This is a genomic window from Aureivirga marina (genome assembly GCF_015767265.1).
Taxonomy (GTDB): Bacteria; Bacteroidota; Bacteroidia; order Flavobacteriales; family Flavobacteriaceae; genus Aureivirga; species Aureivirga marina.
Genome location: NZ_JADPIB010000002.1, coordinates 247,786 through 274,231, shown reverse-complemented (window position 1 = coordinate 274,231; position 26,446 = coordinate 247,786). Strand labels below are relative to the sequence as shown.

The following is a 26,446-nucleotide window of genomic DNA, read 5'->3' as shown; positions in this document are numbered from 1 at the left end:
GATAAAAATTGAAAATCTCTTTTTTTATTTTTTTACATAAGCTCCAGTTCCAATCACATAATCGCCATCATCGTCTTTAATTAAATGAACTAAAGCAAATTTTTGTTCTATTTTATTTGTCAGTGGTTCAAAATAAAAATAAGTAATCCATCCACTATTTGGATAACTAAAAGTTGCTGTTTGAATTATATCTTGTACAGGGTTTCTTCCTGTTTCTGTGTCAACATAATTATAAAAATTCTTTCCAACATCTTGTGGACGAACAGCATTTGCGATAGTTGTTCCATCTAATTCGTCAGCGAAAATGTAATATTCTTCATTGAAATTATTGTTATTAAAATATGCAATTGCTTCTGCTTTTGTATGAGTTTCTGCATAAACAATTGATTCATCTAAATAATTTTCAATAAAAGTTACAGTTTCTTTGTCTAAACAATTTTGATAGTTTGGACAAATAGAGAAAAAGTGGAAATCATCGTCTTCTTTATCACAAGCAAAAAGAAGAATTACGGAAAATAATAGTATAATTTTTTTCATCTTTTATTGTTTAGTTTTAATAAAATCTTTTGCACCAAAAAGGATAAATTCTCCATCTTTTTCAATTAATCCTACAATTCCATAAACTTGTTGATATCTGTTTGTCTCAGGATTTTTGATAAAATGAGAAATCCAATATTTTTCATTTACATTTTTTGCACTATTGATGATATCTTGAATGTAAAAACTTCCAGTAATTTTGTCAATTTCATCATATAGATTTTGATTTACATTTTCTGGAGTTTGATTATCTACAAGAATTTTTCCTTCAGGAGTTAATAGTAAAGTGTGTGGATGTTGTGTTTGACTTTCATTAAAATATGCAATTAATTCTTGTGTAGAAAAACTTTCAAAATGCGATTTTGTTTTTTCAAAATCAGCTTCTAATGTTTGAATTTGAGTATTTGTCAAACAAATTTGATAATTAGGACAAAAATCAACAGCTGCAAAAGCAGGATCATCATCGTCAATACAAGAAAATAAAAAGAGAATAAAAATAAGGGATAAAAGTTTTTTCATAATATCATTTTTTAAAAATAAAATGGATGATCTATGAAAGGAAGGTTTTATACTATTAAAAAATTAAGATTAAAAATAGATTTTATCTTTTAGCAACACCATTCATCTTCATTAATCATAATGAAGTTAATGAAATTTCTTTTTTTGAAAAAGAAGAAGAAAGATTCTACTAGATAAAAATTTGTTAAAAGTGTTGAAAATTAGATAAATAAAAAAGCTTCCTAAATTTAGGAAGCTTTCAAATATTGTTTGGAAATAATTTCAATTACACTGTGAAAAGACTTGAAATCTTTTCCATTTCTTCAGCTGCTAAATGAGCATCAACTAAAATTCTACCACTGTGTTCATCAACGATGATTGATTTTCTAGCAGCAATTTCTGCTTGACGTTGTGGTGGAATCTTAAAGAAAGAACCTTTAGAAGCCCCTCTTTCAATAGAAACTACAGCTAATCCATTCTTCATTTTATTACGGATTCTATTATAAGCATTTAATAGTTTCTCATCAATTAATTGGCTGTACTCTTCCGATTTTTGTCCAAGAATTTCTTCTTCTTTGTGAGTTTCTGCCATAATTCCATCTAATTCCGCTTTTTTGTGGTTTAAATGGTCTGTTAATTTAGAAAGATCATTTTCTGTTTTTTTGATAACTTCTTTCTTTTGTTCGATTTTAGCTTTGAACTCTTTGATTCTTTTTTGAGCTAATTCAATTTCCAATTCTTGAAACTCAGCTTCTTTAGTTAAAGAATCATATTCGCGGTTATTACGAACATTTTTTTGTTGATCTTTGTATTTTTTTACAAGAGCTTTAGATTCCTCGATAGCAATATTTTTATTGCTAATTTCCGTCTCAAAATTAGAAATATCATCTTTGAATCTAGAAATTCTAGTATCTAAACCAGCGATTTCGTCTTCTAAATCTTCAATTTCTAAAGGAAGTTCTCCACGCATACTTCTAATCTCATCAATTCTTGAATCAATTAACTGTAAATCATATAGCGCTCTTAATTTTTCCTCAACCGTTACTTCTTTCGTTTTAGCCATGTTTATATATAATAAATTGGATTTGTATTTATATCTGATAAGATAACTGCAAAATTAGGAATTTTTTTTGTAAGATATTCAACTAAAAGGTTTTTTGTGAATTGTTCGCTCTCAAAATGCCCTAAATCTGCGATTAATATATCATTTTCAGCCTTAAAAAACTCATGATATTTGAAATCTGCCGAAACATAAGCATCTGCTTTTGCTCTTTTTGCAGCGTCCACAGCAAAACTTCCTGCACCTCCAAGAACTGCTACACGTTTGATTTTCTTTCCTCTAAGTTTTGTATGACGAATGCAAGCAGTATGCATTTTTTGTTTTAAATAAATCAAGAAATCCATTTCGTCCATTTCCGATTCTAATTCACCAACCATTCCCATTCCTATATGTTGGTGTAAATTATCCAAAGAAGCAATTTCATATGCAACTTCTTCGTAAACATGACTTTCTTTTAAAGCTTTAATTATAGTCCCTTCCAAATGCTTTTCAAAAGTTACAGAGATTAAAGTTTCTTTTTCAGTGTGCTGTTTTCCCCTTTCGCCTATTTGAGGATTTGCATTTTCATTTCCTTTAAAAGTCCCTTCACCATCCATATTAAAACTACAACAATCATAATTTCCGATTGCTCCAGCTCCGGCAGTAAACATTGCATTACGCACTTTTTCTGCATTTTCTATTGGAGCATATGTAGTTAACTTTTTGATTGTATTTTTTTGAGGAATTAAAATTTCTGGATTTTGAATTCCGATAACTTCACACATTTTTGCGCTTACACCAACAAAAGAATTATCTAAAGCTGTGTGCATCGAATAAATTGCAATATTGTGTTGAATTGCTTTAATAACAACTCTTTCTACATAATTTTTTCCATTTAATTTTTTTAACCCTGAAAAAATAATTGGATGAAAACTAACGATTAAGTTGCAATTTTTTTCAATTGCTTCATCTACAACATCTTCTAAAGTGTCCAATGTAACCAAAACTCCTGAAACTTCTGTTTCATAAGAACCTACTAATAAACCTACATTGTCAAAACTTTCAGCATATGGAAGAGGAGCAATTTCTTCAATAATATTTGTAATTTCTCTTATAGTCATAAAACGTAATTTGAAAATCAAAAGTAATTTAAAAATACAAAAGAAATAGAAAGGAATTGTGCTGAATTTAAAGATATTTTTTTGAGAAAAGAAAGAGCTATTTAAATTCAACGGATGCTTTCTATTCCGTAAAGAATTTATTGTTTTTCAAAAGAGGAATTAATTGCTTCATATTTTTCTTGGAAGCAACTTTTTTCAATAATTCTAAATGTCCTTTATGATGTGTGTCTGTTCCAGCAAAATTATACATTCCTTGTTTTAATAATTTTCTGGCTGTAAAAGTAACATTAGAACCATATTGAGGTGTAAGAGAAAGTAAATTTAATTGAAATTTACAACCTAATTGCTTCAATTTAATATACATTCCAAAATTATCATGATAATAAGCATATCTTTCAGGATGTGCTAAAACAGGAATATATCCAGCCATTTTAATTTCAAAGATAATATCCATTAAATTAATTGGTGGATTCATATAAGATAATTCTACAAGAATATAATTGTCTTTTAGCGTTAGAATTTCCTTTTTCTTTAAAAATTCTAAAAATTTATCGTCCAACATATATTCAGCAGCAGCTCGAAGCTGTATATCTATATTTCTATTTTCTAATTCTTGTTGAACTTCTTTTAATTTTCTTAAAATAATGTCAGGGGTATTTTGCCAAATGTCTCCAAGTATGTGAGGAGTAGTGATGATGTTCTTAATTCCATAAGAAGCTAGTTTTTCAATTAAAACTATAGAATCTTCCATGTCTTTCGCTCCATCATCAATCCCAGGAAGTAAATGCGAATGAATATCAACATACTCGCTTGGAAAAAAATCTTTTGGCTCAATTTCTTTATTTAAAAACCACATATATTCGATATTTAATTCAAGGCGAAACTAAATAATAAAATGCATTTTTTCTGAAAAAATTGTATTAATTTAAATTGAAATTTAGAAAATGAAAATTTTAGGATAAAAAATAGATAGATTTTTGAAAAAAAGTTAGATTGCATTCTCAATTTTTAGAAGTTAAATATGAAAAATATAATAGTAACTGGAGCGAGTAGAGGTATTGGTTTTGAGCTAATTCAGTTATTTGCAAAGGAAGGAAACAATGTTTTGGCATTGTCAAGAAATATTACTCCGATAGAAAATTTAGGTATTCAAAATATAAAAACGATTTCTGTTGATTTAACAAGTGAAGAAGATATTCATAAAGTACAAGATTTTATCCAAAATTCTTGGAAACATGTAGATATTTTAATCAATAATGCAGGAAGTCTGGTAAACAAACCATTTTTAGAAATTTCACAAGAAGATTTTTTAAAAGTTTATCAAGTAAATGTTTTTGGTGTTGCTAAAATGACACAATTAGTTTTACCATTTATGAATAAAGGAAGTCATGTGGTAAATATTAGTAGTATGGGAGGTATTCAAGGAAGTATGAAATTCCCTGGATTAGCAGCTTATAGTTCAGCAAAAGGAGCGGTAATCACATTGACAGAATTATTAGCAGAAGAATATAAAGAATCTGGAATTTCATTTAATGTTTTAGCTTTAGGAGCTGTACAAACAGAGATGTTAGAAGAAGCTTTTCCAGGATATCAGGCGCCTGTGAATGCTATTGAAATGGCAACTTATATTAAAAATTTCGCTGAAAATAGTGGGAAATTTTACAATGGAAAAGTTTTACAAGTTTCAGCTTCAACACCATAATTTTTGAAAACGCAGATTGAAATAATTAAAGAATATATTCCACTGGATGCTTTTTCCGAAGTAGAAAATCTTTTGAAAAAGTATCCTATTTCTATTGTTGTTGTAGCACAAAGAAGGACAAAACATGGTGATTTTCGAAGATTTTCTGATGGAAAAGTACAGATTACGATTAATAAAACTTTAAATCCACATCAATTTTTATTAACCTTAATTCATGAGATTGCTCACTATGTTGTTTATTTAAATTATAAAAATGTAAAACCTCATGGAAAAGAATGGAAACAAACATTTCAACACTTAATGCTTCCATTTTTAAAACCAGAAATTTATCCAGATTCTATACTTTCTCCGCTCGCAAATTATTTGAAAAATCCAAAAGCAAGTACAGACTCTGATATTAATTTATCTTTAGCTTTAAAGAATAAAACAAAAAACTCCCAAAAGAATTTTATCTTTGAACTTTCGTTTGGAAGTGAATTTCAATATCAAAATCGTAATTTTATTGTAGAAAACAAGAAAAGAAAGCGACTAGTATGTATAGAAATTCAAACAAAAAAACGATTTTTATTTAATCCCTTAGTAGAAGTAGAGTTTGTAAAGTAACATTATAGGATGTTGTTTTATGAAATTGAAGATAAATAATGACAATATGAATAGTAACTATTACGCTATTATCATGGCAGGTGGAATTGGTTCGAGATTTTGGCCGGTAAGTACCAAAAAATTTCCAAAACAATTTCATGATATGCTAGGAACTGGAGAGACGTTGATTCAGAAAACTTTTTCGAGATTAGAAAAGTTAATTCCTGCTGAAAATATACTGATTTCCACGAATGAAGAATACAAAGAGTTGGTTTTAGAGCAACTACCAAAAATAAACGAAACACAATTAATTTTAGAACCAACAATGCGAAATACAGCACCATGTATTTTGTATGCTGCAAAAAAAGTTTATGCACAAAATAAAGATGCAGTTATGTTGGTTGCACCTTCTGATCATTGGATTGAAGACGAAGATACGTTTATAAAATCAATTGAAACTTCTTTTAAAGCAACAGAAAAACAGAATATTTTAATGACTTTGGGAATTCAGCCTTCTTTCCCAAATACAGGTTATGGATATATTCAGTTTACAGAAGAAGCATCTGAAATTAAGAAAGTAAAACAATTTACAGAAAAACCAAATTTAGAAAAAGCGAAAGAGTTTTTAGCTAGTGGAGAATATCTTTGGAATGCTGGAATTTTTATTTGGAGTGCAGCGCATATTTTAAATTCTTTTGAGAAATATTTACCAGAAATGTTTACACTTTTTGGAAAAGGAGACGCAGTTTGGAATTCGGAAAATGAATCAGAATTTATCAAAGAAAATTATCCTTTAGCTGAAAATATTTCCATTGATTTTGGAATTATGGAAAAAGCAAAAAATGTGTATGTTCTACCAGTTGATTTTGGTTGGAATGATTTAGGAACTTGGGGTTCTATTTATACAAAACTTCCAAAAGATGCACAAGAAAATGCAATTGTTGGAGATAAAACAGTTTGTATCGAATCGAAGAATAACATGATTCGTTCTACTGGTGAAAAAAGAATTGTAGTTTGTGGATTGGAAGATTTTATTGTTGTGGAAGATAAGGACACGATTTTAATTTGTCCAAAAGATAAAGAACAAGAAATTAAAAATATAAGTGCAGAGGTAAATAAAAAATTTCCTCTGTAAAATGATATGAAAATGATTTTTCCCTTCTTGAAATCAAAGGAGGGAAATTCTTTTAAAATTAGTTTAAAGCTCCATTAAAATTGCTAAAACACTTAAGAAAGAGAAAAGATAATCTTAAAAAATCTTATTTTTTTATAAAATTTATCTAAATTTCCTCTTTTCTACGAAAGAAAATAATATTTTTAAAGCTTTAGAGGAAAGGCTAAAAAAGTAATATGGAAGAAAATCAAAATACAAATAATCCAAATAATTCTTCAGGAAATGGAAATTCTGGAGAAAATGACAAGCAAAATAATAAATCCGAAAATTCTGCAAATCAAACTAATGATGCTGCTGAAAATGGAAATCAAGGCAATGGAAACGGAAATGATAAAGAAAAAGTTTCTGCTTCTGATGTAAAAAATGAATTCAAAGGATTTTGGGCAAGTGCGAAACAATTTATTTCGGAACTTTTAGATATCCGTGAAGGAACAAATCGCGAGCGAACAATTGAAGATATTAAGGCGAATATTTCCATGAAAGGACATACTGCATGGATTTTAATTATGTCTATCCTGATTGCCTCGATTGGTCTAAATGTAAGTTCTACAGCAGTTGTAATTGGAGCCATGCTTGTTTCTCCATTAATGGGACCAATTGTTGGAGTTGGTTTGTCATTAGCAATTAATGATATTGATACATTAAAACGTTCGATGACCAATCTTGGAGTGATGATTGGTTTAAGTTTGGTGACATCTTTTTTGCTTTTTAGTTTTCCAATTTTCCAAGAAGAAACTCCAGAAATTTTAGCAAGAACAAAACCAGATGTTCGTGATGTATTTATTGCAATTGCCGGAGGTTTAGCATTGATTATTGCATTAACAAGACATAAAGAATTGACAAATACAATTGCTGGAATTGCGATTGCTACAGCCTTAATGCCTCCACTTTGTACAGCAGGTTATGGATTAGCAACTTGGAATTTTTCCTATTTTGGAGGAGCGATGTTTTTGTTTATGATTAATACAATTTTTATCGCTTTAGCAACATTTGTTACGATTAAATTCTTGAATTTTCCAGTTGTTCGTTACTTTAATTCTTCTAAAAGAAAAATGATTGCACAGACAGCTTCCGTTGTGGCAATCGTGGTTTTTTCGTTTAGTATTTATTTATTTTATCAGCTTTTAGTAGAAAATAAATTTAAACAAAATGCAGTTGCTTTTATTAAAGAATTAAAATCGCAAGGAATTAATATTATTGGAGAAGATGAAAAAAATATTAATTACGATTTAAAGCAAATTAACTTAGCAATTCTTGGTAAAATTGTTTCTGAAGAAGAATATTCAAAATGGAAACAAGAAATGGAAGCGAGAGGTTTAAAAGGTGTTGATTTGATTATTCAGCAAGGACAAGATGATTCAGATATTCGAAAACAAGTTGAAAATCTAACAGAATTATATTCTCAAAATCAAAAAATTATTTCTTCTAGAGATGAAGAAATTCGTGAAAAAGAGAATAGAATTAAAGATTTAAGAACACAATTAAAGAAATTTAGACAAAATCAGTTTCCTTTTGATCAAATAAGTAAGGAAGCGAAAATTAATTATGAAGGATTAGATGAAATTTCTTATTCAAATGTAATTCAATCGAATTTTCAACATGTAGATACTTTCCCTGTGATTTCTATTAAATGGCATAAAAATGTATCAGATTTGGAATCGAAAGAAATTAAACTTCGTGATTGGTTAAAAACGAGAGTCAATAATAAAAAATTGAAAGTTATTACGATAGAATAAAAAAACAATTAAAAATATATTGAGGAGCTGTGAAAACAGCTCTTTTTTTGTTTTTACAAACAGTATAATTATCCTTTAAGTTGATTTTAATGAAAAATTGAAAGTGTTAAATTATTAGTTTTTCTTAATAAATTCTTAAAAATTATAAAGAAAATCGATAAGTGAAATTACGAACTTAAAACATATGATATTAATCAGAAAAAAAGATATTTTGATTCGTTATATTTAATCAATCGAATAAAAAACTAGAAATTATGAAAAAAATACTCTTCCCTACTGATTTTTCAAAAATAGCCGAAAATGCATTTATTTACGCATTACGTTTAGCAAATAAAATAAATGGAGAAATAATACTTTTACATGTTTATGAGCAGCCAGATTTGCGTGGTTCAAGTTTGAGAGTTACTGTAAAAGAAATCTTTGAAGAAAGAAAAAAAGAAGAAAAAGAAGCATTTGATAAAGCAATTTTAAAACTTAATAAAATTGCAAAAGAAGATGGAAAAGAACATATTCCTGTTAAAAAACTTTTAGTTGAAGGTATAACTGTTCCGACTATAAAGCGAGTTGCAAATGGAGAAAAAGCCGATTTTGTTGTGATGGGAACAAAAGGTGCAACAGGACTTAGAGAATTATTTTTAGGTTCAAATACGACAGGAGTGATGGATGTAATTGATATTCCAATTCTTTCGATTCCAGAGGATGCTCGATTGTTAGATAAAATTCAAAAAATTGTATTTACAACAAATTTTAAAGAAGAAGATACTTTAGCTTTAGAAGAAGTTGTGCAATTTGCAGATGCTTTTAATGCAGAAATTCATTGTTTACATTTTAATGTGGATGAGGTAGATTATGAAGTACATGAAATGTATAATAATTGGAAAAATAATTATTTCTCAAAAAATGAAAATATTCATTTCTCTACTATAGAAACAAATGATATTGAAGAAGCTTTAGAAAAATATTGTGAAGATGAAGATGTAGATATTATTGCAATGCTTTCTTACAAAAGAAGTTTAATTGAGAAAATCTTTTCTAAAAGTATTTCAAAACAAATGATGAATCATTTAGATATTCCAATTTTTACTATTCCAGATTCTCTTATCAAAAAAGATGCTCTAGAATAATTTTAAGAATTCTAAATAGAAAGACAAATCAAAAAATGGATTTATTTCAAAAAAAATCCAAAGATTTTAGATCTTTGGATTTTCATTTTTATTAAAACTATAAATTAGTTTATTGTTCTTTTGAAAATATATCTTGTAATAAAAATTCCTTTTCCATCTTCATCACCAGAATCACTTTCTACACCGCTATTTACAAAAGCAATTTCCCATCCTTGACTAACCATTTCATTAATCTTTGAAGAAATTAAAGCATCATTTGAAGCGATATTTTGAAAATTAATTCCAACTCCACTATAAAAATTCAATAATAAAGTTTCATCTAAATTATCAATTTTTGCATCTTTTCTCTTTTTATCACTTTTTTGTTTTCCATCCGAAGTTCTTTTTGTTGTAAATGGAGAGTAATCTGTTGCTTGTTGGTGTTCTATAATTCTAGATCTTCCTAATCCCATTGGAACAATTGACTCAACAACTGTAATTTGTTTGTATTCTATTTTATTTACTGAATTTTCTGATTTATTAATATTACTCATTAAAGCGAATCCCACAATTAGAATAGCAAAACTTAAAATAATAGGTTTAATGTTTTTCATTAGTATTTTGAATTTGAAATTGATATTTTTGGTAAATATAGTATTATAATTAACTTTTTTAACATAAATGTTAAAATACTACGGTTGAATTAAAATTTGTTTGTAATCAAATTCAAAAGTATGTTTTTCAATTGCTAGATTTAATCCATAAAAATTTGCCAAATGATTTCTAGTAAATATAACATATCCTCGCATTGTATATCCAGAAGGTAAATCTGTTTTTCGAATTAACATAGTTTCCCAGTAAGATCTTTGATCGCTTAATGTTGCATGCCTTTCCATATAATATTTTCTATCATCTTCTAAATCTTCTTCATTTTCGTCTAATTTTTTCTCAGTTTCTTCCTTAGTTGCAGAATTGGCAATTCCTTGAACTGTAGCTTGGAGAGTTGTGTTTAAAATACCATTTACTACTCTATTTTTTTCATTTGCATGATTTTTAGATAGTTTTTTATCAATTTTTAAAATTTCTAATTCTGGATCTTTAGCATGTACAAATTGATTTAAAATCACAGTATCTTTTTTATAAGAAGTATAGTAAAATTTATTTGGATCAATTAAGATTGACTTTCCTGTATTATTTGTTATTTCCACTTCGAAAATTAAATTCTTTTCCACACTTTTATAATACATACATTGAACGGAAATATCACTATGTTCATTTTTTATGATTTCTTTCCCATGATGCCATTTTTTTTCTTGATTTGGTAAAGGTTCTAATTTGCTTACAGCTAAAGGAGCATAACAAGATGTTGCTATTATTGATAATAATAGTAAATAGCAAATTTTTTCTGCAATTTTCATTTTTATTAAAAGTTAAATTTTTGAAAATTATATCAAAAATAAAGCCATATAAAGTTTTTTAATTGCTAATTATAATATTCATCTTTCTAATAATTCTAAAACATCTTTTCGGTAATTTCTACTTATTGGAATTGCTTTATTATTTATTTCCAAATATTCTTTTGTATAAGATTCAATTTTTGAAATTGCAATAATAAAGGAACGATGTACTTTTAAAAAAAGATGATTTGGAAGTTTTGATTCAATATTTTTTATAGTATCTCTTGTAATTAAAACCTGATTTGTACAATGAATTTTTATATAATCACTTAAACTTTCAATAAATAAAATATCATCTAAAAGTATTTTTTGCATTTTTCTATCCACTCGAATAAAAATGGAATTTTCTAAAATATTTTGATTGTTTTCTGTAGGTTTTTGAATTGTCTTTTTTTCTGAGAATTCCTTTTGAATCTTCTGAATTGCTTGTAAAAATCGTTCAAATGAAATTGGTTTTAAAAGATAATCAACAGCTTGTAAATCAAAACCATCCACGGCGTATTCTCGATAAGCAGTTGTGAAAATAATTTTAGTGTTTCCCTTTAAAAGTTTAGCAAAAGACAAACCTGTAACTTCTGGCATTTGAATGTCAAGAAATAATAAATCAATTGAATTATTTTGTAAAAAAGGAAATGCTTCCATCGCGCTATTGCAAGAAGCAACCAAATGAATTTCAGGAAATTTTTCTAAATATGTTTGAATAATTTCTCTTGCAATTGGTTCGTCGTCAACAATAATACAATTAAGCTTTTTCATAAATTGATTTTGGATTTAAAATTAAACAAATTTCAAAAGTTTTTTCATCTTTTACAATTTGTAATTCATGTTGATTTGGATACAATAATTCCAACCTTTTTTTAATATTTTTCAATCCAATTCCAGAAATATTACCTTCTTCTAAGTTTCGATTATTTTTAATTGTAAAATACAATTCGTCTTTATTTAATTTAAGAAAAATATCAATATTTAAAACACCATTGATAAACTTTCCATGTTTAAAACTATTTTCAATAAATGGTAATAATAACATTGGTGGAATTTCATAATTTAAATTTTGAATTTCCTTATCGAAATGAACTTCTAATTGGTTTTGAAATCGCATTTCCTCCAAATAAATATAATTTTCAATATGTTGAATTTCCTTTTGAATCGAAACTTTTTCTTGTTCAACATGATATAAAATATAATCTAATAAATCAGAGAATTTTAAAATAATTTCAGGTGTTTTGACATCTTGTTTTAAAGCAAAACCGTAAATCACATTTAAAGCATTAAACATAAAATGAGGATGAATTTGCTTTTTTAAGTAATTCATTTCTTGTTCTTTGAAATACAAACTTTTTTCTAACATTTCTGATTTCAATTTTTCATGTGCAGAAGTTGTCTGAAATTGAATTTGAAACAATTTTAAAGTACTAGCAATAAAAACAATCAAATAGACTAAAATCAGAATAAAAAAATAATTTTTACTCATAGGAGGCATTGTTCCAATATTCAAATTTGAAAGGAAAATAAGCGAAAAATAAATACTTAAAATAATTAAATATGCAGAAATAACTATTGTATAAAAACTATAAAGAGCAAATTTGAAATACTTTTTTAGAATTAAATATTTAGGAATTAAAAAGTAAATCACAAAATACGTTGTCAACATTGTTATTGGTAATAAAAAGCCAGAAAACCAAACAATGTAATTTGTATCTGTAGCATTATAGCTAAAGAAATAGACAAAAAAAAGATAAACTGCAATCCAAAATATTAAATGTCCTAAAATGGATGAATAATATGTATTTGTTAGTAATTTCATTATGGAAATTTCGGGAAATTTCGGCTTCTAAAGGCAATTTTACGATGAAATACAATTTCATTTCGTTAAATGACCGAAAATCGACGATTTTGTGTTTTAAAGTCCAATTTAAGTTAATTTACTAAGAAAAAAGGTTGTTTATCGCATTTTAAGAAAAAGTGTGATTTCAAGAACTAGCTTTGAAGTATTAATCAAAAAAACGAAAAGTCATGATATTAAATTTATTAAACGTAGGTGGGCCAATTTTTATGTATCCAGCATTAATTATTCTAATTTTAATTATTGTTTTAATTGCTAAAAGTTTTATGGCTCCCGAAAATCAAACTTTAAAATTTCGAAGTCTAATTGCATCACTTGGATTATTTGTGATTGTTTGGGGATTCTTGGGGCAATTACTAGGATTAATTTCTGCCTTTGATCAGATTGATAAAGTAGGTTCTGTTTCTGCATCTATTTTGGCAGGCGGATTAAAAGTTTCTTTAATTGCTCCAACTTTTGGATTGGTTATTTTCTTAATTGCTCGACTTGGAATTATCTTTTTAGATTTAAAAGCACAGAAAAATATCGATTCTACAAATGAAAAATAGTGAACCAAAATTACGTTTTAATATGCACCTTAGTTTACTTCAGTAAGCTATAGAAAAAGGCTGTGAAAACAGCCTTTTTTGATTAATTATTGATATAAGAATTTTATTTTTTTTCTTTATTCAAAACATTCGAAACGTGAATTGCACATTCTTCAATATTGTCGAAAATGTGTCCAACACCAATTAAATCTGGAACAACTTTTAAAGCTTTTAACATATCATAAGGTTGTCCTTTTACACCTGTAAAATAAACTTCAATTCCTCTTCTTTCTAAATCTAAAACAGCATCTTCCAAAGCATATAATCCAGATTGATCGATATATGGAACTCTTTCAAATCTAAAAATAACTACTTTAATATCAGGAAGATTTTTAACCATTTCTTGAAATTCTGAAGTAATACCAAAGAATAAAAAACCATATAAATGTTTGACATACACAGAATCATCAGGTAAATTTTTAAATAAATCTTTTTCATCCATCCAAGGTTGTTCTCGACGAAATTCTTTTAAGCTTGAAACTTCTGTTTTTGCAACTCCAATTTCTTCTGATTGAATCATAAATAACAATGAAGAAAGTGCAACTCCAGCAGCAATTGCTTCTACAAGTCCCATAAAAATTGCTAAAATTAAAACAATGATTAAAACAAATGCTTCAGCTCTTGGAACATGAAATAAATGTTTTAAACCTTTGTAATCAATGACACCAATTCCTACAGTTAGTAAAATTCCTGCTAAAACAGATTTTGGAATTAAAGAAACATAAGGTCCTAAAATTAAAAGAATCAATAAAAGAACAATCGCATGAATAATTCCTGAAAGTTTTGTTGTTCCACCAGAATTAATATTTACAACAGTTCGAATTGTTGCTCCGGCTCCTGGTAAACCTCCAAAAATTCCTGAAATTGTATTTCCAATTCCTTGTCCGATAAGTTCTTTTTTACTGTTATGTTTAGTTTTTGTGATATTATCTGCAATCACAGAAGTTAATAAAGAATCAATTGCACCTAAAGCCGCTAACATTGCTCCATATTTTAAAACAATTCCAAATGTTTCACTTGTAAAGCTTGGAATTTCCATCAATTTTGGAGTTGGAATTCCAGATTGCATTGAAGTAATAAATGTAATATGTTCTTTAAATGGAACAAATGCACTTGCAGCAGTAACAATAATTAAAGCGATTAAAGTACTTGGAACTGCTTTTGTGATTCTTGGAACAATATAGATAATTGCTACAGTTGCAATACTTAGAATTAGTTCATAACCATTCATGTTTGTAAAAACTGTAGACATTTCTTTAATCTGATTTACAGCTCCTGCTGGAGAAGCCAAACCAACCATTGGATAAACTTGTCCTAAAATAATTAAAACACCAATAGCAGTCATAAATCCAGAAAGAGCAGGGTAAGGAATATATTTTACATATTTTCCGATTCCTAAAAATCCCATTGCAATCTGAATTAATCCTGCAATGGTAAAAGTAAATAAAGTCAAAATTAATCCACCTTCATATGCACTTAAAAGTCCGATAAGTACAATTGCTAGAGAAGTCATTGGTGCAGTTGGTCCACTAATTTGCGTTGGAGTTCCTCCGAAAACTGCTGCAAAAAAACCGATCATTAATGCACCCATTAATCCTGCATGAGCACCCAAACCTGATTGTTCACCGAAAGCTAATGCAAGTGGCATTGCTACAATTCCGGCGGTTATTCCACCGAATAAATTTCCTTTTATATTTGTAAACATAGTGTTTCGATTTTATGATGATTAAATAATTTTTAATTCAAACTAGATGCGAAAATGTAGTTTGAATTTCAAAAAGTTTTTAGCTCAATAAAATCTCTGGCGGTTTTGGAATCACTTCAAAATATCCTTTTTCTATTTTAAAATTCTTTTCAAAATAAATTTGAATAGAAACTTTTTTTAAAAGGTATTTAAATGAAGCACTAGAGGTTTGTTGGTGTATAAAAGAAAATTTATAGGTTAGTAGTTCTTGAATTTTTTCATGATCTTCTTCATTATCAAAATCAGAAGCTAAAATATTTTTACAGTTTTCTTGGCAGAAATAAAAAGACAAAAAATCATTACGTACCACAAAAGAAAAAGATAGGTACAAAGAAATCATAATGATTAAAATATGTCTTTTTTTACGAAGCATAATCTAAAGTATTCTATCTATATAGAGAAATAACGTTCTATATAAATATATTTATTAAAGATATTAAATTTAAAACAAAAAAGTATTCCCAATAATGATATTTATCAAGAATACTTTTTTAAATAATAGCTTTAAAAGAAATCTTTAGATTCTATTATTTTTTTAAATTATCAATTGCTTTTTGAATTCTAGTTTTCTCTTCAGATGAAGTATATTTTAATGCTTTTTTATAATTCTTTAAAGCGTTTTTGTTATCATTAATTTTTGTATATCCCCAAGCTAAAGCGCTATATGCATTTGCATTTTTAGGGTTATTTTTTACACCAAGTTTTAAGGCACGAATTCCTTCGTCATTGTTTTTCTTTAAAAACTCATAATAAGCATATCTAGTTAAATCATTTACAGTTGCTAAAGAAAAAGCTTTTTCTTTTTCCGATTTTGCTTCTGTTGATTTTCCTAATTTTTCTAATAATTGTGATTTTAATAAAGTATTAGAAAAGTTTTCTTGGTTTTGAATAGAACGATTCACCCAAGTTAAAGCTTGATCTAAATTCACATTATTATCTAAACAATATTGTGCTGCTTTATAAGGACCAGTCCATCCCCACCAAGGTCTGCTATTTAATTGTTTTTGAAGAGAAGCAACTGTCAATTTATCTGTATCAACATTGATTTTAAATGAAATTTCAGATGTTGCCCAAGAAAGATTTAAAACAGCACTATTTTTCTCAACATCAGAGAAATCAAAAGTAACTTGTTCTGTCATTGCAACTTCTTTTGGAGAAACTTCAAATCGTAAAACGTCTTCTTCTTGATTGTAGAAATAACTTCCCCAAGCTTCATTTTCTTTATTTAAAATAATTGTCCAATTTCCTTTGTTTGGAATGATATGAAATCCATATGTTCCAGCAGGAATTGTTTGTCCATCAATTGAAACTTCTGTAGAAAAAGTAATAGTTGTATTTGCATTTGCTCCAGCTCTCCATACTTTTCCATAAGGAATTAATTTTCCAAAAATTTCTCTTCCTCGAACAGAAGGTCTACTATAATCAACTTCAATATTTGTAACACCAACAGTTTGTGAAATTGATGCCAGTTGACTTTGTTGTGGAACTTCTACTGGGAATTCAAATTGTGCGAAAGTTTTTGCAGAACCAAAGAACATGAATGCTGCAACAAGGGGTAAAAATTTAATCTTCATAATTTGGTTTTTATATTTAAATGTTAGTCGATTTTGGCTAATCAAATTACAAAGATTTGAAGTTGAAATTATTAATGTTTTGTTAAAAAAAAGCGATTCGCAAATTGTTTTTGAATCGCTCTTGTAAAATATTTTAATCTAATTAAGATTCTATGATTTCTGGAGTTTTTTCTTCTTCATTTTCTTGAAAAATTTCTGTTTCCAATTTAGGTTCTTGTTCTGCTTTTAAAAGAGCATTTATTTCAGGTAGTTTTTGAATTAATAAAGTTTCTTTTTCTGAAATATTTTTAACCATAAAAATAGTTGTAATAATACTAATTAAAGTAAGGAAATAATGAATCAAATCTATCGAATTAGAATTTAGAAAATCTTCAAATTCACTGAATTGCTCTAATTTATCATAATAACTTTCAGAGATTTTGGATGTAATATTTGATATCCAGAAAAAAAGCCACCAAAGCCCAATAATCTCAATAGATTTTTTATTTTCCTTAAAATTATTTTGTATTAGTTTTAATTTTAAATCAAATTCTTCTACAATTTTTATCGCAATTTTATAAGGATAAAATAAATTTACTAAAGGAATTATAAAACCTAAAATTGCCCAAGAAAAGGAATATTGCAGAGGTTTTGTTCGTAGATAATTTAAGTTTTTATATGTTTTATAAAACCATGTGAAAAAAAGGAAAATAATAAAGACATTCACTGCAACAAAGAAGATAGAAAATAAAATGTCAGATTCTTCAATAAATATTTGTTCGAAGTCTGAAACCTCTTTATCCTCCATTAATCTGTAAATTGCAAATCTTTCAAAAAAGGCAACAACAATTAGTAAAATTTGAGTAATCAATAAAACAAGAAAAGAAAGAATAAGAAGTCTTGCAGTTTTTGAATTACTTTTGAGCTCAATTGGGGTAAATACTCTGTTATTCATAGTTTTTTAGTTGATTGAGCGCAAAAATAAAAAAAGAGTGACTATACATCACTCTTTTCGTTAATTTATTTGAAAATTAATTTTTTATAATGTTTCATTTAAAATTTTCGCCAAACGAATTCCACCTTTTTGTAATTGTGATCTTACGATTGGGAAATAATGATACATATATTCGTATTTTAAATTTTCTCCTTCTTTCGCTGATTTATAAACAGTATTTGCTAAAGCTTTGCTTTCATAAACCCAGTCAATTAATCTTCCAGACTCAATTTTTTCAATTTCTTCATCAGAAAGTTTTTCTTGGTTTAAAGCTAATTCCGTATAACTCATTTGATAATGATCAATCATTCCTGAATCCCAGATTCTATGTAAATTTGACTTTTTCCAAAAGAAGTCAACTTTTACTGCATTTCCACCTCTATCTTCTTTATGTCCAACATGTAACGGTTGGTGTAAATCTCCAACTAAATGAACTAACATTTTTAAATGAAAAGCTTTGTCTTTTTTCGAAGCATTTTTATCTTTTAAAACTTCAATACACGTATTAATTCCAACAACTAAATCACCTTTTGGATTTTTTTCAGCTTCTTCATACGTTTCATTATCACTGAAATTTATGTAATGCCAAGGTTTGTATTTATCAAATTTAGGATCTGATTTAATTTCATCACTAAATGTAGAAACTAAAGCTAAACCATCTCCGTCTAAAATTTCACTGATTCGTTTTTTTGTTGATTTATCCAAATATCCTTCTGCAATTTGTCCAACAGTTCTATGTCCCGTTTGTCCCCAATAAGGTTTTGAAAATGCCATGATTGTAGAAACGATAACAATTCCTACAAGTCCGATGATTGTCTTTTTAAACATGATACTTTTTTGTTTTTGGCAAAAATAAACATAGCTACTTAAAATTATTTGTTTTTTAACATTTTTATTTTATATCTTTACGATATCAAAATGATATCAAATTAAAATAAACGAATTATGGAACAAGAAAAAACAATCAAACCACCAAATGGATATTTAATGTTATTTATCTTCTTTGTGCTTTTAATCGGAAGCGCATGGGCAGCTTTTAAAGTGAGTGCATTTTTTGCGATAGGAATTATCGTTGCATTATTTATTTCTGGAGGTTTTATATTAATCAACCCGAACAACTCTAAAGTTTTATTACTTTTTGGAAAATATGTTGGAACGGTAAAACAAAATGGTTTTTATTGGGCCAATCCTTTTTATTCAAAGAAACCAATTTCTTTAAGAGCTCGAAATTTTGATAGTGAAAGAGTAAAAGTAAATGATAAATTAGGAAATCCGATAATGATTAGTACAATCCTAGTTTGGAAAGTAGAAGATACATTTAAAGCAGCTTTTGATGTTGATAATTATGAGAATTTCGTAAGAGTTCAAACAGATGCAGCAGTTCGAAAATTGGCGAGTTTATATCCTTATGACAATTTTGAAGATGATGGAATGGAAGAAGAAATTACGTTAAGAGCAAGTGTAAATGAAGTAAGTGAAACTTTAGAAAAAGCACTTTCAGAGCGTTTGGCAATGGCAGGAATTCATGTTTTAGAAGCGAGAATTGGATATTTAGCATATGCGCAAGAAATTGCCAATGCAATGTTGAAACGTCAACAAGCAACAGCAGTAATTGCAGCTCGACATAAAATTGTAGAAGGAGCAGTTAGTATGGTAGAAATGGCTTTAGATCATTTAAGTGAAAAGCATGTTGTTGAATTAGATGAAGAAAGAAAAGCTGCAATGGTTAGTAATTTGATGGTTGTTCTTTGTTCGGACAAGGATACTTCACCTGTGATTAATGCAGGAACTTTAAATCACTAAAAGAAGAAAAAAGAAGCTGATTTTTAAAAATGTTTCAAAAAGAAAAGTTAATTATTACAAATAAATTAGGACGATATTTTGATATCTTAGGCTAAAATGTATATTTGCGAACCTAGATATTTCTTAAGAATAATTTTTCAAAAACTTTTTATTATTCTACAAAATTCTAAATAACTTTATTAGTAATAATCATTAAATACATTGAAACATATGAAAGAATACAAGTTTATAAAACAAAAAGGAACGGCTATCAAGAAAGACGAAGATTTCGAAGATTTATTAAATAGCTACGCAAAAACTGGATGGAGAGTTGTAAATGCATTTGTTCACCGAGGAAGCGTTAAAGCAATTTTAGAAAGAGATAAGAAAGAAGAGTAGACTTTTTTGATAGAAGGTTCTTTTGTTAGGAGGTTTAAAACCTACATAAACTTTGAGGATTTATCATTGGATTTGTGCGATTGAAATTCTTTTTCATACATCCAATTTTACGTGTTTTTTATTTTCAAAAATGTGATTTTTCACAATTATTAAAAAATCATGAATCAAAGACCTAAAATAAAAATAGAACCTTCTCTTTTTGATAAAATTACGATTTTTACAACTTGGAGTATTTTTATTCTAATCGTAGTTTATACATTTCATACGTTTTCCGAATTGCCAAATACAATTCCAACACATTTTGATGAAAAAGGAGAAATAAATGGTTTTAGTTCTAAAAATACTTTATGGAACTTAACTGGATTGATTTTTATTATCAATGTTGGCTTTTTAATTTTAGCCAAATTCCCACACAAATTTAATTACATCGTAAAAATAACTGAAGAAAATGCAAAAAGACAATATACTTTAGCAATTCGATTGTTATTTGTAACTGCTTTTTTAACAACCGTTTTACTTTCATTTATTAATTATAGAATTATTCAAATTGGTTTAAATGCAAATCAAGGAAATATAGGGAAAGCATTTTTGCCAATTATTCTGATTTCTGTTGTTATTTATGTTTCAGTTACAACTTATTTAATTTTTAAAAATAAATAAAATGAAGAAGTCAATTATATTAATATTAGTTATGTTAGCTTTTGGAACAGCAGCTTTTGCACAAGAGAATTTTGAAGAAAAAGAAGTGAAAATTCCATCAAATACTATAGATGTTCAAGGAACTCTGTTATATAATCCAAAGAATGAAAAAATGCCTTTGGCAATTATTATTCAAGGTTCAGGGCCAACGGATAGAAATACGAATAGTTCTGTGACAAATATTAAAACAAATGCATCTAAGTATTTAGCTGAAGATTTGGCAAAAGAAAATATTGCAACCTATCGATATGACAAAAGTGCAATTGCTGATTTAACGGAAAAAAAAATAGATTATACAACGTATATTTTTGATGAATTTATTGTGGATGCAAAAAATGTGATAGCTTATTTTAAGAAAAACTACAAATTTCCGAAGATTTATATTATTGGTCATAGTCAAGGAAGTTTGGTTGGAATGTTGGCTTCAGAAAAAGATGTTGATGGATTTATTTCTTTAGCAGGTTTAGGAAATTCCGCAGATCAAGCGATTATTGATCAAGTTTCAAAGCAAGCACCATATTTTAAAGAAGGATTAATAAATTCTTTTAAAACATTAAAAAAAGAAGGAGAAGTAAAAGATTATCCACCCGCTTTGCAATCTATTTTTAATCCGACAATTCAAAAGTTTTTGTTGAGTTATATCAAATACCAACCAACTGAAGAAATTAAAAAATTAAAGATTCCAATATTAATTATAAATGGAACAAAAGATATACAAGTTCCAGAAACAGAAGCAGAATTATTACATAAAGCAGTTCCTGATTCAAAAATTGTGATTATTGAAAATATGAATCATGTTTTAAAAATAATTGAGGGAGATTTGACAGAAAATATGGCATCTTATAAACAAGAAAATCCTAAACCAAACGCAGAACAATTAGCAAAAGAAATTTCAAAATTTATTCATGAAAAGGAATAAATATTAATTAATAGCAGATATAGTTAATAGTAATTATATTCGCATTCTAAAATTACGCATTATGGCAAAGAAGAAAGCATTTGCGCTGCGAATAGATGAAGAGATGTTGAAGGCAGTAGAAAAATGGGCGGCGGATGAGTTTCGTTCTACAAACGGACAGATTGAATGGATGCTCCATAAATGTCTTAAAGAAGCGAAACGTTTGAAATCAAAAGAAGACAACAACACAACAAATAATGAATAAAATGAAATTCAAAATCGCTTTTACAGATATTGATGGAACGCTTTTAAACAAAGAAAGAGAAATAGATGAAATTACTAGAAGAGAGGTAAATCGTATCTCTCCAGAAATTCCTTTTATTTTAATTTCTTCTAGAATGCCAAGTGCAATGTTTCATTTACAAAGAGATTTAAATATTGAAGGTTTACCAATTATCTGTTATAATGGAGGCTTAATTTTAGTTGATAATAAACCAATTCATAGCACAGAAATTCCTATTGATGTTCATTCTGTGATTGCAGATGTAGCAAAGGAAAATCCTTTTCATATAAGTTTATATAATAATGATGATTGGTATGTTCCATCGATGGATTTTTGGGCAAAACGTGAAGAGAATAATACGAAAGTTAGTCCAAAAATAGAAACAACTGAAAATGTTATTTCAGAATGGAAACATTTACAAAAAGGTGCGCATAAAATTATGTGTATGGGAGAAGAGCAAGCAATTGATATGATTTTTAATTATTTAAAACTAAATCATTCAGATGTTTTACACTTGTATCGTTCAAAACCAACTTATTTGGAAATTGCAAGTAAACAGATTTCAAAATTGACTGCAATTGAAACATTATTAAATAATAGTTTTCCTAATTTTTCTTTAAAAGAAAGTATTGCTTTTGGAGATAATTATAATGATATGGAAATGTTAGAAGCTGTTGGTTTTGGAGTTGCTGTGCAAAATGCAAAACCAGAAGTTTTAAAAATTGCCAATGCAATTACAGAAACAAATCATAATCATGGAGTGGCTTTAGCAATTGAAAAATATTTATAGAAAATTAATTAAAAACATAAAAAAAGCGATGAGGTAAATCATCGCTTTTTTATTTTAAATAATATATTTTTTATTCTAAAATTTCAGAAATTGGTTGTCCAGTATTTCCATTAGGATATTCCACTTCTATAATTGTTGAAATTGTAGGTGCAATATCAATGATTGGATGGTATTTAGTAGAAGTTCCTTTTTTGATTCCAGCTCCATAGAAAATTAAAGGAACGTGAGTATCATAACTATATCCAGAACCATGTGTTGATCCGTGTTTTGGATAACTAATTGTTGCTGGATTAGGAACAAATAAAATGTCTCCAGAGAATTTTTGATTATATCCTTTTTGTAATAAATCTAAAATTCCATAATCAAAACTAGAACTTTGAAGTGCATTTGCTGTAACAGATTTATAAACTCCTTTAAAATTAATTATTTCATCTGCAATCACTTGTTGTACATAAGCTCTGTTTAATTTTAATTCTTTTACTTTTAAAGGATTTAAGAAAATTTGATAATTCGAAATATTTTCTACTAATTCTCTAGTTCCAAAGTATGATTCTGTAATATCATTAACATAATTCTCGAAAACTTCATCATCAAAATATCCTCCAGGAATTTTTAAAGAATTTAAATAAGCTGGAACTTGAACAGCAGCATGATCAGCTGTCAAGAATAATGTATAATTTCCTTCTCCAACTTGTTCATCTAAGAAATGGAAGAAATTTTCTAAATCTTTATCTAATCGAATATAAGTATCTTCAATTTCTTTTGAATCAACTCCAAATTGATGTCCAACATAATCCGTAGATGAAAAGCTAATTGCTAAGAAATCTACAAATTCACTTTTTCCTAATTTTTCTCCTATAATTGCAGCTTCAGCAAAATTTTTGGTCATTGTGTTACCCGCTGGAATTGCTTTAATCAAGCTATAATTTTTATTATCTTTTCTTAAATTAGGAACATCATGAGGAAAAGTTGGTTTTTCTTCTCCTTTAAATTTTCTTTCATAAGGATTATCATCTGCAATACTTTCAGTATAAGTATCAATTGGATAATAAGTTGTCCATGGTTTACTTAATAAATAATCAACATTTCCTGATTTATTATAATTTTCTACCCATTTTGGAAGTTTGTCCATGTAAAAAGTACTTGTAACCCATTTTCCTTGATCGCCTCCATCAAACCAAAAAGCACCGTTTGCTGTATGTCCTCCAGGTAAAATAGCCGAACGATCTTTAATTGCAACACTAATTACTTTTCCATTTTCATTTTGCCCTAAATGAATTTGATCTGTAATTGTTGTCGTTTGCATTCTATGTGGAGATTTTTTTCCTTCATTAGAATCCGAACCAACAGTTTCATAATTAGAATCGTCTACACAATAAATATATTCTTTAGCATATTTATCATACCAAGAATTTGAAATAATTCCATGATTTGTTGGAGTTGTTCCCGTATAAATGGATGTATGTCCTACAGCTGTAAAAGTTGGAATATAATTATAATGTGCATTTTTCATATGGAAACCATCGTTCATGATTCTTTTAAAACCACCTTCTCCATATTTACTGTAGAATCTTGTCAAATAGTCATAACGCATTTGATCTACAACAATTCCAATAACTAATTTTGGTTTTGTTTGATTATTTTTAGAAGAATTTCCCTTTGTAGACTGTGCATTTACTTGTCCAAACATAAAAAAAAGTCCTGCAAAAAATAAAGTTAAAAGCTTTTTCATGATAAAATCTTAAATTTATAATGGCAAAATTACTACTTTTTGTTTCTTAAAGTTTAATTTTTAAGATAAAATGCCGTATTTTAAGATTTATTAATATTTTAGCCAAAAATAGCTGAGATGAATTATATCGAGCATATAGGAAAATATTATTTGATGTTGAAACAGACCTTTAGAAAGCCTCAAAAATGGTCTGTGTTTAGAGAGACTCTATTCAAGGAAATAGAGGACTTGGGGTTAAAATCTATTGGGATAATTACGTTTATCTCCTTTTTTGTAGGAGGTGTAGTTGCCATTCAAACAGCTTTAAATGTTGATAGTCCATTTATTCCAAAATATTTAATTGGTTTCGCAACAAAGCGTTCCGTAATTCTAGAATTCGCTCCGACTTTTAGTTCTGTTATTCTTGCAGGGAAAGTTGGTTCGTATATTACTTCTAGTATTGGGACTATGCGTGTAACAGAGCAAATAGATGCATTAGAAGTTATGGGAGTTAATTCACTAAATTATTTAGTGCTTCCTAAAATTATCGCTGCATTATTTTTCTATCCAATTCTAGTTTTATTCTCAATGACACTTGGGATTTTCGGAGGATGGGCTGCTGGACTTGTTACAGATTTATTTTATAGTACAGATTATGTCATTGGAATTCAGGAAGATTTTAATCCATTCTTGATTACGTATGCAATGATAAAATCTACTTGTTTTGCTTTTGTAATTGCTACAATTCCTTCATATCACGGATATTTTGTAAAAGGAGGTTCTCTTGAAGTTGGTAGAGCAAGCACACGAGCTGTAGTTTGGACAAGTGTTGTAATTATTTTAATGAATTATTTTTTAACGCAAATGCTTTTAGGATAAATGATAGAAGTAAAAGATTTATGCAAGGAATTTAATGGCGTTCCAGTTCTTAAAGGTATATCTGCGACGTTTGAAGAAGGAAAAACAAGTTTAATAATTGGTCAAAGTGGTTCTGGGAAAACAGTTTTCTTAAAATCTCTTTTAGGATTACATGAACCAGAAAAAGGAACAATTGCTTATGATGGTAGAATTTACTCTGAATTAAGTATTAAAGAAAAAAGAAATATTCGAAAAGAAATGGGAATGGTTTTCCAAGGAAGTGCTCTTTTCGATTCAGAAACAATTGAAGCAAATGTAATGTTTCCTTTAAAAATGTTTACAGATCAAACAGTGGAAGAAATGCGAGATCGTGTAAATACTGTTTTAAAAAGAGTAAATCTTGAAAATGTAAATCAAAAATATCCTGCCCAACTTTCAGGAGGAATGCAAAAACGTGTTGCAATTGCTAGAGCAATTGTTATGAATCCACGTTATCTTTTTTGTGATGAACCAAACTCAGGTTTAGATCCAACGACTTCTATTTTGATTGATAATTTGATTCAAGAGATTACAGACGAATATCAAATGATTACAATTATCAATACACATGATATGAATTCTGTGATGGAAATAGGAGAAAAGATTATATTTCTTAAAGATGGATTAAAAGCATGGGAGGGGACGCATAATGATATCTTTAAAACAGATAATAAAGTAATCACAGACTTTGTATATTCTTCGAATCTTTTCAAAAAAGTTAGAAAAGCGCTTTTAAATGAAAAATAATTTAAGAAGAAGCTAGAAAAGACTCTCATTATTCTTATCAAATTAGAATGCAAAAACACATTTTTTTGTAGGAAAAATTCTATTCTAAATAAAAAGAAAAAATATCTTAAAATTTAATTATTTGATATATAGGATTGTAAAAAAAAGTTTAAAGAAATTTCATAATTTGGTTTGTTAGTTTAAAAAATAGCTCATATATTTGCAGCCGCTAACAAGGAATAATGATAGCGATTGACCGGATAGCTCAGTTGGTAGAGCATCTCCCTTTTAAGGAGAGGGTCCTGGGTTCGAGCCCCAGTCCGGTCACTTAAGGTTTATAACATAGATCTAGGTGAGATACTCAAGTGGCCAACGAGGGCAGACTGTAAATCTGCTGCGCAAGCTTCGGAGGTTCGAATCCTCCTCTCACCACAAAATTAATGACCGGATAGCTCAGTTGGTAGAGCATCTCCCTTTTAAGGAGAGGGTCCTGGGTTCGAGCCCCAGTCCGGTCACTTAAGGTTTATAACGTAAATCTTGGTGAGATACTCAAGTGGCCAACGAGGGCAGACTGTAAATCTGCTGCGC

General features: G+C 28.1%; 29 protein-coding genes and 3 tRNA genes. 17 read left to right on the top strand and 15 right to left on the bottom strand.

Going from position 1 to position 26,446, the window contains the following annotated elements; genetic code table 11:
* Positions 1-24 precede the first annotated feature (24 nt).
* The 5 genes from I1A51_RS05405 to I1A51_RS05385 all read right to left on the bottom strand — a co-directional run bounded on the left by I1A51_RS05405 (position 25) and on the right by I1A51_RS05385 (position 4,051).
* Positions 25-537, bottom strand: coding sequence for a cache domain-containing protein (locus I1A51_RS05405; RefSeq protein WP_196891831.1), 513 nt, complete (start codon positions 535-537; stop codon positions 25-27).
* Positions 538-540: 3 nt separating this feature from the next.
* The gene (locus tag I1A51_RS05400; protein WP_196891829.1) at positions 541-1,056 is read right to left on the bottom strand and encodes a hypothetical protein; all 516 of its coding nucleotides are present in this window, start codon (positions 1,054-1,056) and stop codon (positions 541-543) included.
* Between the two features lie 265 nt (positions 1,057-1,321).
* Complete coding sequence (locus I1A51_RS05395; protein WP_196891827.1) at positions 1,322-2,098, bottom strand: zinc ribbon domain-containing protein; 777 nt, start codon at positions 2,096-2,098, stop codon at positions 1,322-1,324.
* Between the two features lie 2 nt (positions 2,099-2,100).
* Positions 2,101-3,195, bottom strand: coding sequence for a Nif3-like dinuclear metal center hexameric protein (locus tag I1A51_RS05390; RefSeq protein ID WP_196891825.1), 1,095 nt, complete (start codon positions 3,193-3,195; stop codon positions 2,101-2,103).
* A gap of 121 nt (positions 3,196-3,316) precedes the next feature.
* Positions 3,317-4,051 carry a tyrosine-protein phosphatase gene (locus I1A51_RS05385; protein WP_196891817.1) on the bottom strand — a complete coding sequence of 245 codons (735 nt, stop codon included), beginning with the start codon at positions 4,049-4,051 and terminating at the stop codon, positions 3,317-3,319.
* Between the two features lie 165 nt (positions 4,052-4,216).
* Here I1A51_RS05385 and I1A51_RS05380 point away from each other — a divergent pair, with 165 nt between their 5' ends.
* The 5 genes from I1A51_RS05380 to I1A51_RS05360 all read left to right on the top strand — a co-directional run bounded on the left by I1A51_RS05380 (position 4,217) and on the right by I1A51_RS05360 (position 9,513).
* On the top strand, positions 4,217-4,897 hold the full coding sequence (locus I1A51_RS05380; RefSeq protein WP_196891815.1) for an SDR family NAD(P)-dependent oxidoreductase: 681 nt from the start codon (positions 4,217-4,219) through the stop codon (positions 4,895-4,897).
* A 3-nt stretch (positions 4,898-4,900) separates the two neighbouring features.
* A complete protein-coding gene (locus tag I1A51_RS05375) occupies positions 4,901-5,500 on the top strand; it encodes a SprT-like domain-containing protein (protein WP_231373966.1) in 600 nt (199 codons plus the stop codon).
* A 19-nt stretch (positions 5,501-5,519) separates the two neighbouring features.
* A complete protein-coding gene (locus I1A51_RS05370) occupies positions 5,520-6,614 on the top strand; it encodes a mannose-1-phosphate guanylyltransferase (protein WP_394369292.1) in 1,095 nt (364 codons plus the stop codon).
* A gap of 215 nt (positions 6,615-6,829) precedes the next feature.
* Positions 6,830-8,389, top strand: a complete 1,560-nt coding sequence (locus I1A51_RS05365) for a DUF389 domain-containing protein (RefSeq protein WP_196891813.1) — start codon at positions 6,830-6,832, stop codon at positions 8,387-8,389.
* 254 nt (positions 8,390-8,643) lie between these two features.
* Positions 8,644-9,513, top strand: coding sequence for a universal stress protein (locus I1A51_RS05360; protein ID WP_196891812.1), 870 nt, complete (start codon positions 8,644-8,646; stop codon positions 9,511-9,513).
* Positions 9,514-9,617: 104 nt separating this feature from the next.
* Here the strand turns inward: I1A51_RS05360 and I1A51_RS05355 are convergent, their stop codons facing one another.
* The 4 genes from I1A51_RS05355 to I1A51_RS05340 all read right to left on the bottom strand — a co-directional run bounded on the left by I1A51_RS05355 (position 9,618) and on the right by I1A51_RS05340 (position 12,756).
* Positions 9,618-10,046, bottom strand: coding sequence for a hypothetical protein (locus I1A51_RS05355; RefSeq protein WP_394369296.1), 429 nt, complete (start codon positions 10,044-10,046; stop codon positions 9,618-9,620).
* Between the two features lie 138 nt (positions 10,047-10,184).
* A complete protein-coding gene (locus I1A51_RS05350; RefSeq protein WP_196891808.1) occupies positions 10,185-10,910 on the bottom strand; it encodes a hypothetical protein in 726 nt (241 codons plus the stop codon).
* 78 nt (positions 10,911-10,988) lie between these two features.
* A complete protein-coding gene (locus I1A51_RS05345; RefSeq protein WP_196891806.1) occupies positions 10,989-11,705 on the bottom strand; it encodes a LytR/AlgR family response regulator transcription factor in 717 nt (238 codons plus the stop codon).
* Positions 11,692-12,756, bottom strand: a complete 1,065-nt coding sequence (locus I1A51_RS05340) for a sensor histidine kinase (RefSeq protein ID WP_231373965.1) — start codon at positions 12,754-12,756, stop codon at positions 11,692-11,694. The genes I1A51_RS05345 and I1A51_RS05340 overlap by 14 nt, the downstream gene beginning before the upstream one ends.
* Positions 12,757-12,965: 209 nt before the next feature.
* Here I1A51_RS05340 and I1A51_RS05335 point away from each other — a divergent pair, with 209 nt between their 5' ends.
* A complete protein-coding gene (locus I1A51_RS05335; RefSeq protein ID WP_196891804.1) occupies positions 12,966-13,343 on the top strand; it encodes a MotA/TolQ/ExbB proton channel family protein in 378 nt (125 codons plus the stop codon).
* Positions 13,344-13,446: 103 nt separating this feature from the next.
* On the opposite strand, the gene I1A51_RS05330 is transcribed toward I1A51_RS05335, so the two are convergent.
* The 5 genes from I1A51_RS05330 to I1A51_RS05310 all read right to left on the bottom strand — a co-directional run bounded on the left by I1A51_RS05330 (position 13,447) and on the right by I1A51_RS05310 (position 18,501).
* Positions 13,447-15,087, bottom strand: coding sequence for a SulP family inorganic anion transporter (locus tag I1A51_RS05330; protein WP_196891802.1), 1,641 nt, complete (start codon positions 15,085-15,087; stop codon positions 13,447-13,449).
* 79 nt (positions 15,088-15,166) lie between these two features.
* On the bottom strand, positions 15,167-15,499 hold the full coding sequence (locus I1A51_RS05325; RefSeq protein ID WP_196891801.1) for a hypothetical protein: 333 nt from the start codon (positions 15,497-15,499) through the stop codon (positions 15,167-15,169).
* Positions 15,500-15,653: 154 nt separating this feature from the next.
* A complete protein-coding gene (locus tag I1A51_RS05320) occupies positions 15,654-16,700 on the bottom strand; it encodes a DUF2911 domain-containing protein (RefSeq protein ID WP_196891799.1) in 1,047 nt (348 codons plus the stop codon).
* 142 nt (positions 16,701-16,842) lie between these two features.
* Positions 16,843-17,634, bottom strand: a complete 792-nt coding sequence (locus I1A51_RS05315) for a DUF4328 domain-containing protein (protein WP_196891798.1) — start codon at positions 17,632-17,634, stop codon at positions 16,843-16,845.
* A gap of 84 nt (positions 17,635-17,718) precedes the next feature.
* Entirely contained in the window at positions 17,719-18,501 is a 783-nt protein-coding gene (locus tag I1A51_RS05310; RefSeq protein ID WP_196891796.1) for a S1/P1 nuclease, read from the bottom strand.
* Positions 18,502-18,618: 117 nt separating this feature from the next.
* On the opposite strand from I1A51_RS05310, the gene I1A51_RS05305 reads away from it, so the two are divergent.
* From I1A51_RS05305 to I1A51_RS05280, 6 genes are all read left to right on the top strand, one after another.
* A complete protein-coding gene (locus I1A51_RS05305; protein ID WP_196891794.1) occupies positions 18,619-19,476 on the top strand; it encodes an SPFH domain-containing protein in 858 nt (285 codons plus the stop codon).
* A gap of 210 nt (positions 19,477-19,686) precedes the next feature.
* Entirely contained in the window at positions 19,687-19,854 is a 168-nt protein-coding gene (locus I1A51_RS05300; protein ID WP_196891792.1) for a DUF4177 domain-containing protein, read from the top strand.
* A 159-nt stretch (positions 19,855-20,013) separates the two neighbouring features.
* Positions 20,014-20,514, top strand: coding sequence for a DUF1648 domain-containing protein (locus I1A51_RS05295; RefSeq protein WP_196891791.1), 501 nt, complete (start codon positions 20,014-20,016; stop codon positions 20,512-20,514).
* 1 nt (position 20,515) lies between these two features.
* Positions 20,516-21,472, top strand: coding sequence for an alpha/beta hydrolase (locus I1A51_RS05290; protein WP_196891789.1), 957 nt, complete (start codon positions 20,516-20,518; stop codon positions 21,470-21,472).
* Between the two features lie 61 nt (positions 21,473-21,533).
* Positions 21,534-21,716: an Arc family DNA binding domain-containing protein gene (locus I1A51_RS05285; RefSeq protein WP_196891787.1), complete on the top strand. Its 183-nt coding sequence runs from the start codon at positions 21,534-21,536 to the stop codon at positions 21,714-21,716.
* A 1-nt stretch (position 21,717) separates the two neighbouring features.
* The gene (locus tag I1A51_RS05280) at positions 21,718-22,524 is read left to right on the top strand and encodes an HAD family hydrolase (RefSeq protein WP_196891786.1); all 807 of its coding nucleotides are present in this window, start codon (positions 21,718-21,720) and stop codon (positions 22,522-22,524) included.
* A 70-nt stretch (positions 22,525-22,594) separates the two neighbouring features.
* On the opposite strand, the gene pafA is transcribed toward I1A51_RS05280, so the two are convergent.
* Complete coding sequence (gene pafA, locus I1A51_RS05275) at positions 22,595-24,256, bottom strand: alkaline phosphatase PafA (protein ID WP_196891784.1); 1,662 nt, start codon at positions 24,254-24,256, stop codon at positions 22,595-22,597.
* A 117-nt stretch (positions 24,257-24,373) separates the two neighbouring features.
* On the opposite strand from pafA, the gene I1A51_RS05270 reads away from it, so the two are divergent.
* The 5 genes from I1A51_RS05270 to I1A51_RS05250 all read left to right on the top strand — a co-directional run bounded on the left by I1A51_RS05270 (position 24,374) and on the right by I1A51_RS05250 (position 26,373).
* A complete protein-coding gene (locus I1A51_RS05270) occupies positions 24,374-25,114 on the top strand; it encodes an MlaE family ABC transporter permease (RefSeq protein ID WP_196891782.1) in 741 nt (246 codons plus the stop codon).
* On the top strand, positions 25,115-25,879 hold the full coding sequence (locus tag I1A51_RS05265; RefSeq protein ID WP_196891780.1) for an ABC transporter ATP-binding protein: 765 nt from the start codon (positions 25,115-25,117) through the stop codon (positions 25,877-25,879). It begins immediately after the preceding gene.
* 233 nt (positions 25,880-26,112) lie between these two features.
* Positions 26,113-26,185 (top strand) — tRNA-Lys (locus tag I1A51_RS05260).
* Positions 26,186-26,209: 24 nt separating this feature from the next.
* Positions 26,210-26,290 (top strand) — tRNA-Tyr (locus tag I1A51_RS05255).
* Between the two features lie 10 nt (positions 26,291-26,300).
* Positions 26,301-26,373 (top strand) — tRNA-Lys (locus I1A51_RS05250).
* The last annotated feature ends 73 nt before the right edge of the window (positions 26,374-26,446 follow it).

Bases quoted from the DNA above. Each gene is read 5' to 3' on its own strand.
- I1A51_RS05405 (WP_196891831.1), bottom strand. From the start codon at position 537: ATGAAAAAAATTATACTATTATTTTCCGTAATTCTTCTTTTTGCTTGT.
- I1A51_RS05400 (WP_196891829.1), bottom strand. From the start codon at position 1,056: ATGAAAAAACTTTTATCCCTTATTTTTATTCTCTTTTTATTTTCTTGT.
- I1A51_RS05395 (WP_196891827.1), bottom strand. From the start codon at position 2,098: ATGGCTAAAACGAAAGAAGTAACGGTTGAGGAAAAATTAAGAGCGCTA.
- I1A51_RS05390 (WP_196891825.1), bottom strand. From the start codon at position 3,195: ATGACTATAAGAGAAATTACAAATATTATTGAAGAAATTGCTCCTCTT.
- I1A51_RS05385 (WP_196891817.1), bottom strand. From the start codon at position 4,051: ATGTGGTTTTTAAATAAAGAAATTGAGCCAAAAGATTTTTTTCCAAGC.
- I1A51_RS05380 (WP_196891815.1), top strand. From the start codon at position 4,217: ATGAAAAATATAATAGTAACTGGAGCGAGTAGAGGTATTGGTTTTGAG.
- I1A51_RS05370 (WP_394369292.1), top strand. From the start codon at position 5,520: ATGAAATTGAAGATAAATAATGACAATATGAATAGTAACTATTACGCT.
- I1A51_RS05365 (WP_196891813.1), top strand. From the start codon at position 6,830: ATGGAAGAAAATCAAAATACAAATAATCCAAATAATTCTTCAGGAAAT.
- I1A51_RS05360 (WP_196891812.1), top strand. From the start codon at position 8,644: ATGAAAAAAATACTCTTCCCTACTGATTTTTCAAAAATAGCCGAAAAT.
- I1A51_RS05355 (WP_394369296.1), bottom strand. From the start codon at position 10,046: ATGAGTAATATTAATAAATCAGAAAATTCAGTAAATAAAATAGAATAC.
- I1A51_RS05350 (WP_196891808.1), bottom strand. From the start codon at position 10,910: ATGAAAATTGCAGAAAAAATTTGCTATTTACTATTATTATCAATAATA.
- I1A51_RS05345 (WP_196891806.1), bottom strand. From the start codon at position 11,705: ATGAAAAAGCTTAATTGTATTATTGTTGACGACGAACCAATTGCAAGA.
- I1A51_RS05340 (WP_231373965.1), bottom strand. From the start codon at position 12,756: ATGAAATTACTAACAAATACATATTATTCATCCATTTTAGGACATTTA.
- I1A51_RS05335 (WP_196891804.1), top strand. From the start codon at position 12,966: ATGATATTAAATTTATTAAACGTAGGTGGGCCAATTTTTATGTATCCA.
- I1A51_RS05330 (WP_196891802.1), bottom strand. From the start codon at position 15,087: ATGTTTACAAATATAAAAGGAAATTTATTCGGTGGAATAACCGCCGGA.
- I1A51_RS05325 (WP_196891801.1), bottom strand. From the start codon at position 15,499: ATGCTTCGTAAAAAAAGACATATTTTAATCATTATGATTTCTTTGTAC.
- I1A51_RS05320 (WP_196891799.1), bottom strand. From the start codon at position 16,700: ATGAAGATTAAATTTTTACCCCTTGTTGCAGCATTCATGTTCTTTGGT.
- I1A51_RS05315 (WP_196891798.1), bottom strand. From the start codon at position 17,634: ATGAATAACAGAGTATTTACCCCAATTGAGCTCAAAAGTAATTCAAAA.
- I1A51_RS05310 (WP_196891796.1), bottom strand. From the start codon at position 18,501: ATGTTTAAAAAGACAATCATCGGACTTGTAGGAATTGTTATCGTTTCT.
- I1A51_RS05305 (WP_196891794.1), top strand. From the start codon at position 18,619: ATGGAACAAGAAAAAACAATCAAACCACCAAATGGATATTTAATGTTA.
- I1A51_RS05300 (WP_196891792.1), top strand. From the start codon at position 19,687: ATGAAAGAATACAAGTTTATAAAACAAAAAGGAACGGCTATCAAGAAA.
- I1A51_RS05295 (WP_196891791.1), top strand. From the start codon at position 20,014: ATGAATCAAAGACCTAAAATAAAAATAGAACCTTCTCTTTTTGATAAA.
- I1A51_RS05290 (WP_196891789.1), top strand. From the start codon at position 20,516: ATGAAGAAGTCAATTATATTAATATTAGTTATGTTAGCTTTTGGAACA.
- I1A51_RS05285 (WP_196891787.1), top strand. From the start codon at position 21,534: ATGGCAAAGAAGAAAGCATTTGCGCTGCGAATAGATGAAGAGATGTTG.
- I1A51_RS05280 (WP_196891786.1), top strand. From the start codon at position 21,718: ATGAAATTCAAAATCGCTTTTACAGATATTGATGGAACGCTTTTAAAC.
- pafA (WP_196891784.1), bottom strand. From the start codon at position 24,256: ATGAAAAAGCTTTTAACTTTATTTTTTGCAGGACTTTTTTTTATGTTT.
- I1A51_RS05270 (WP_196891782.1), top strand. From the start codon at position 24,374: ATGAATTATATCGAGCATATAGGAAAATATTATTTGATGTTGAAACAG.
- I1A51_RS05265 (WP_196891780.1), top strand. From the start codon at position 25,115: ATGATAGAAGTAAAAGATTTATGCAAGGAATTTAATGGCGTTCCAGTT.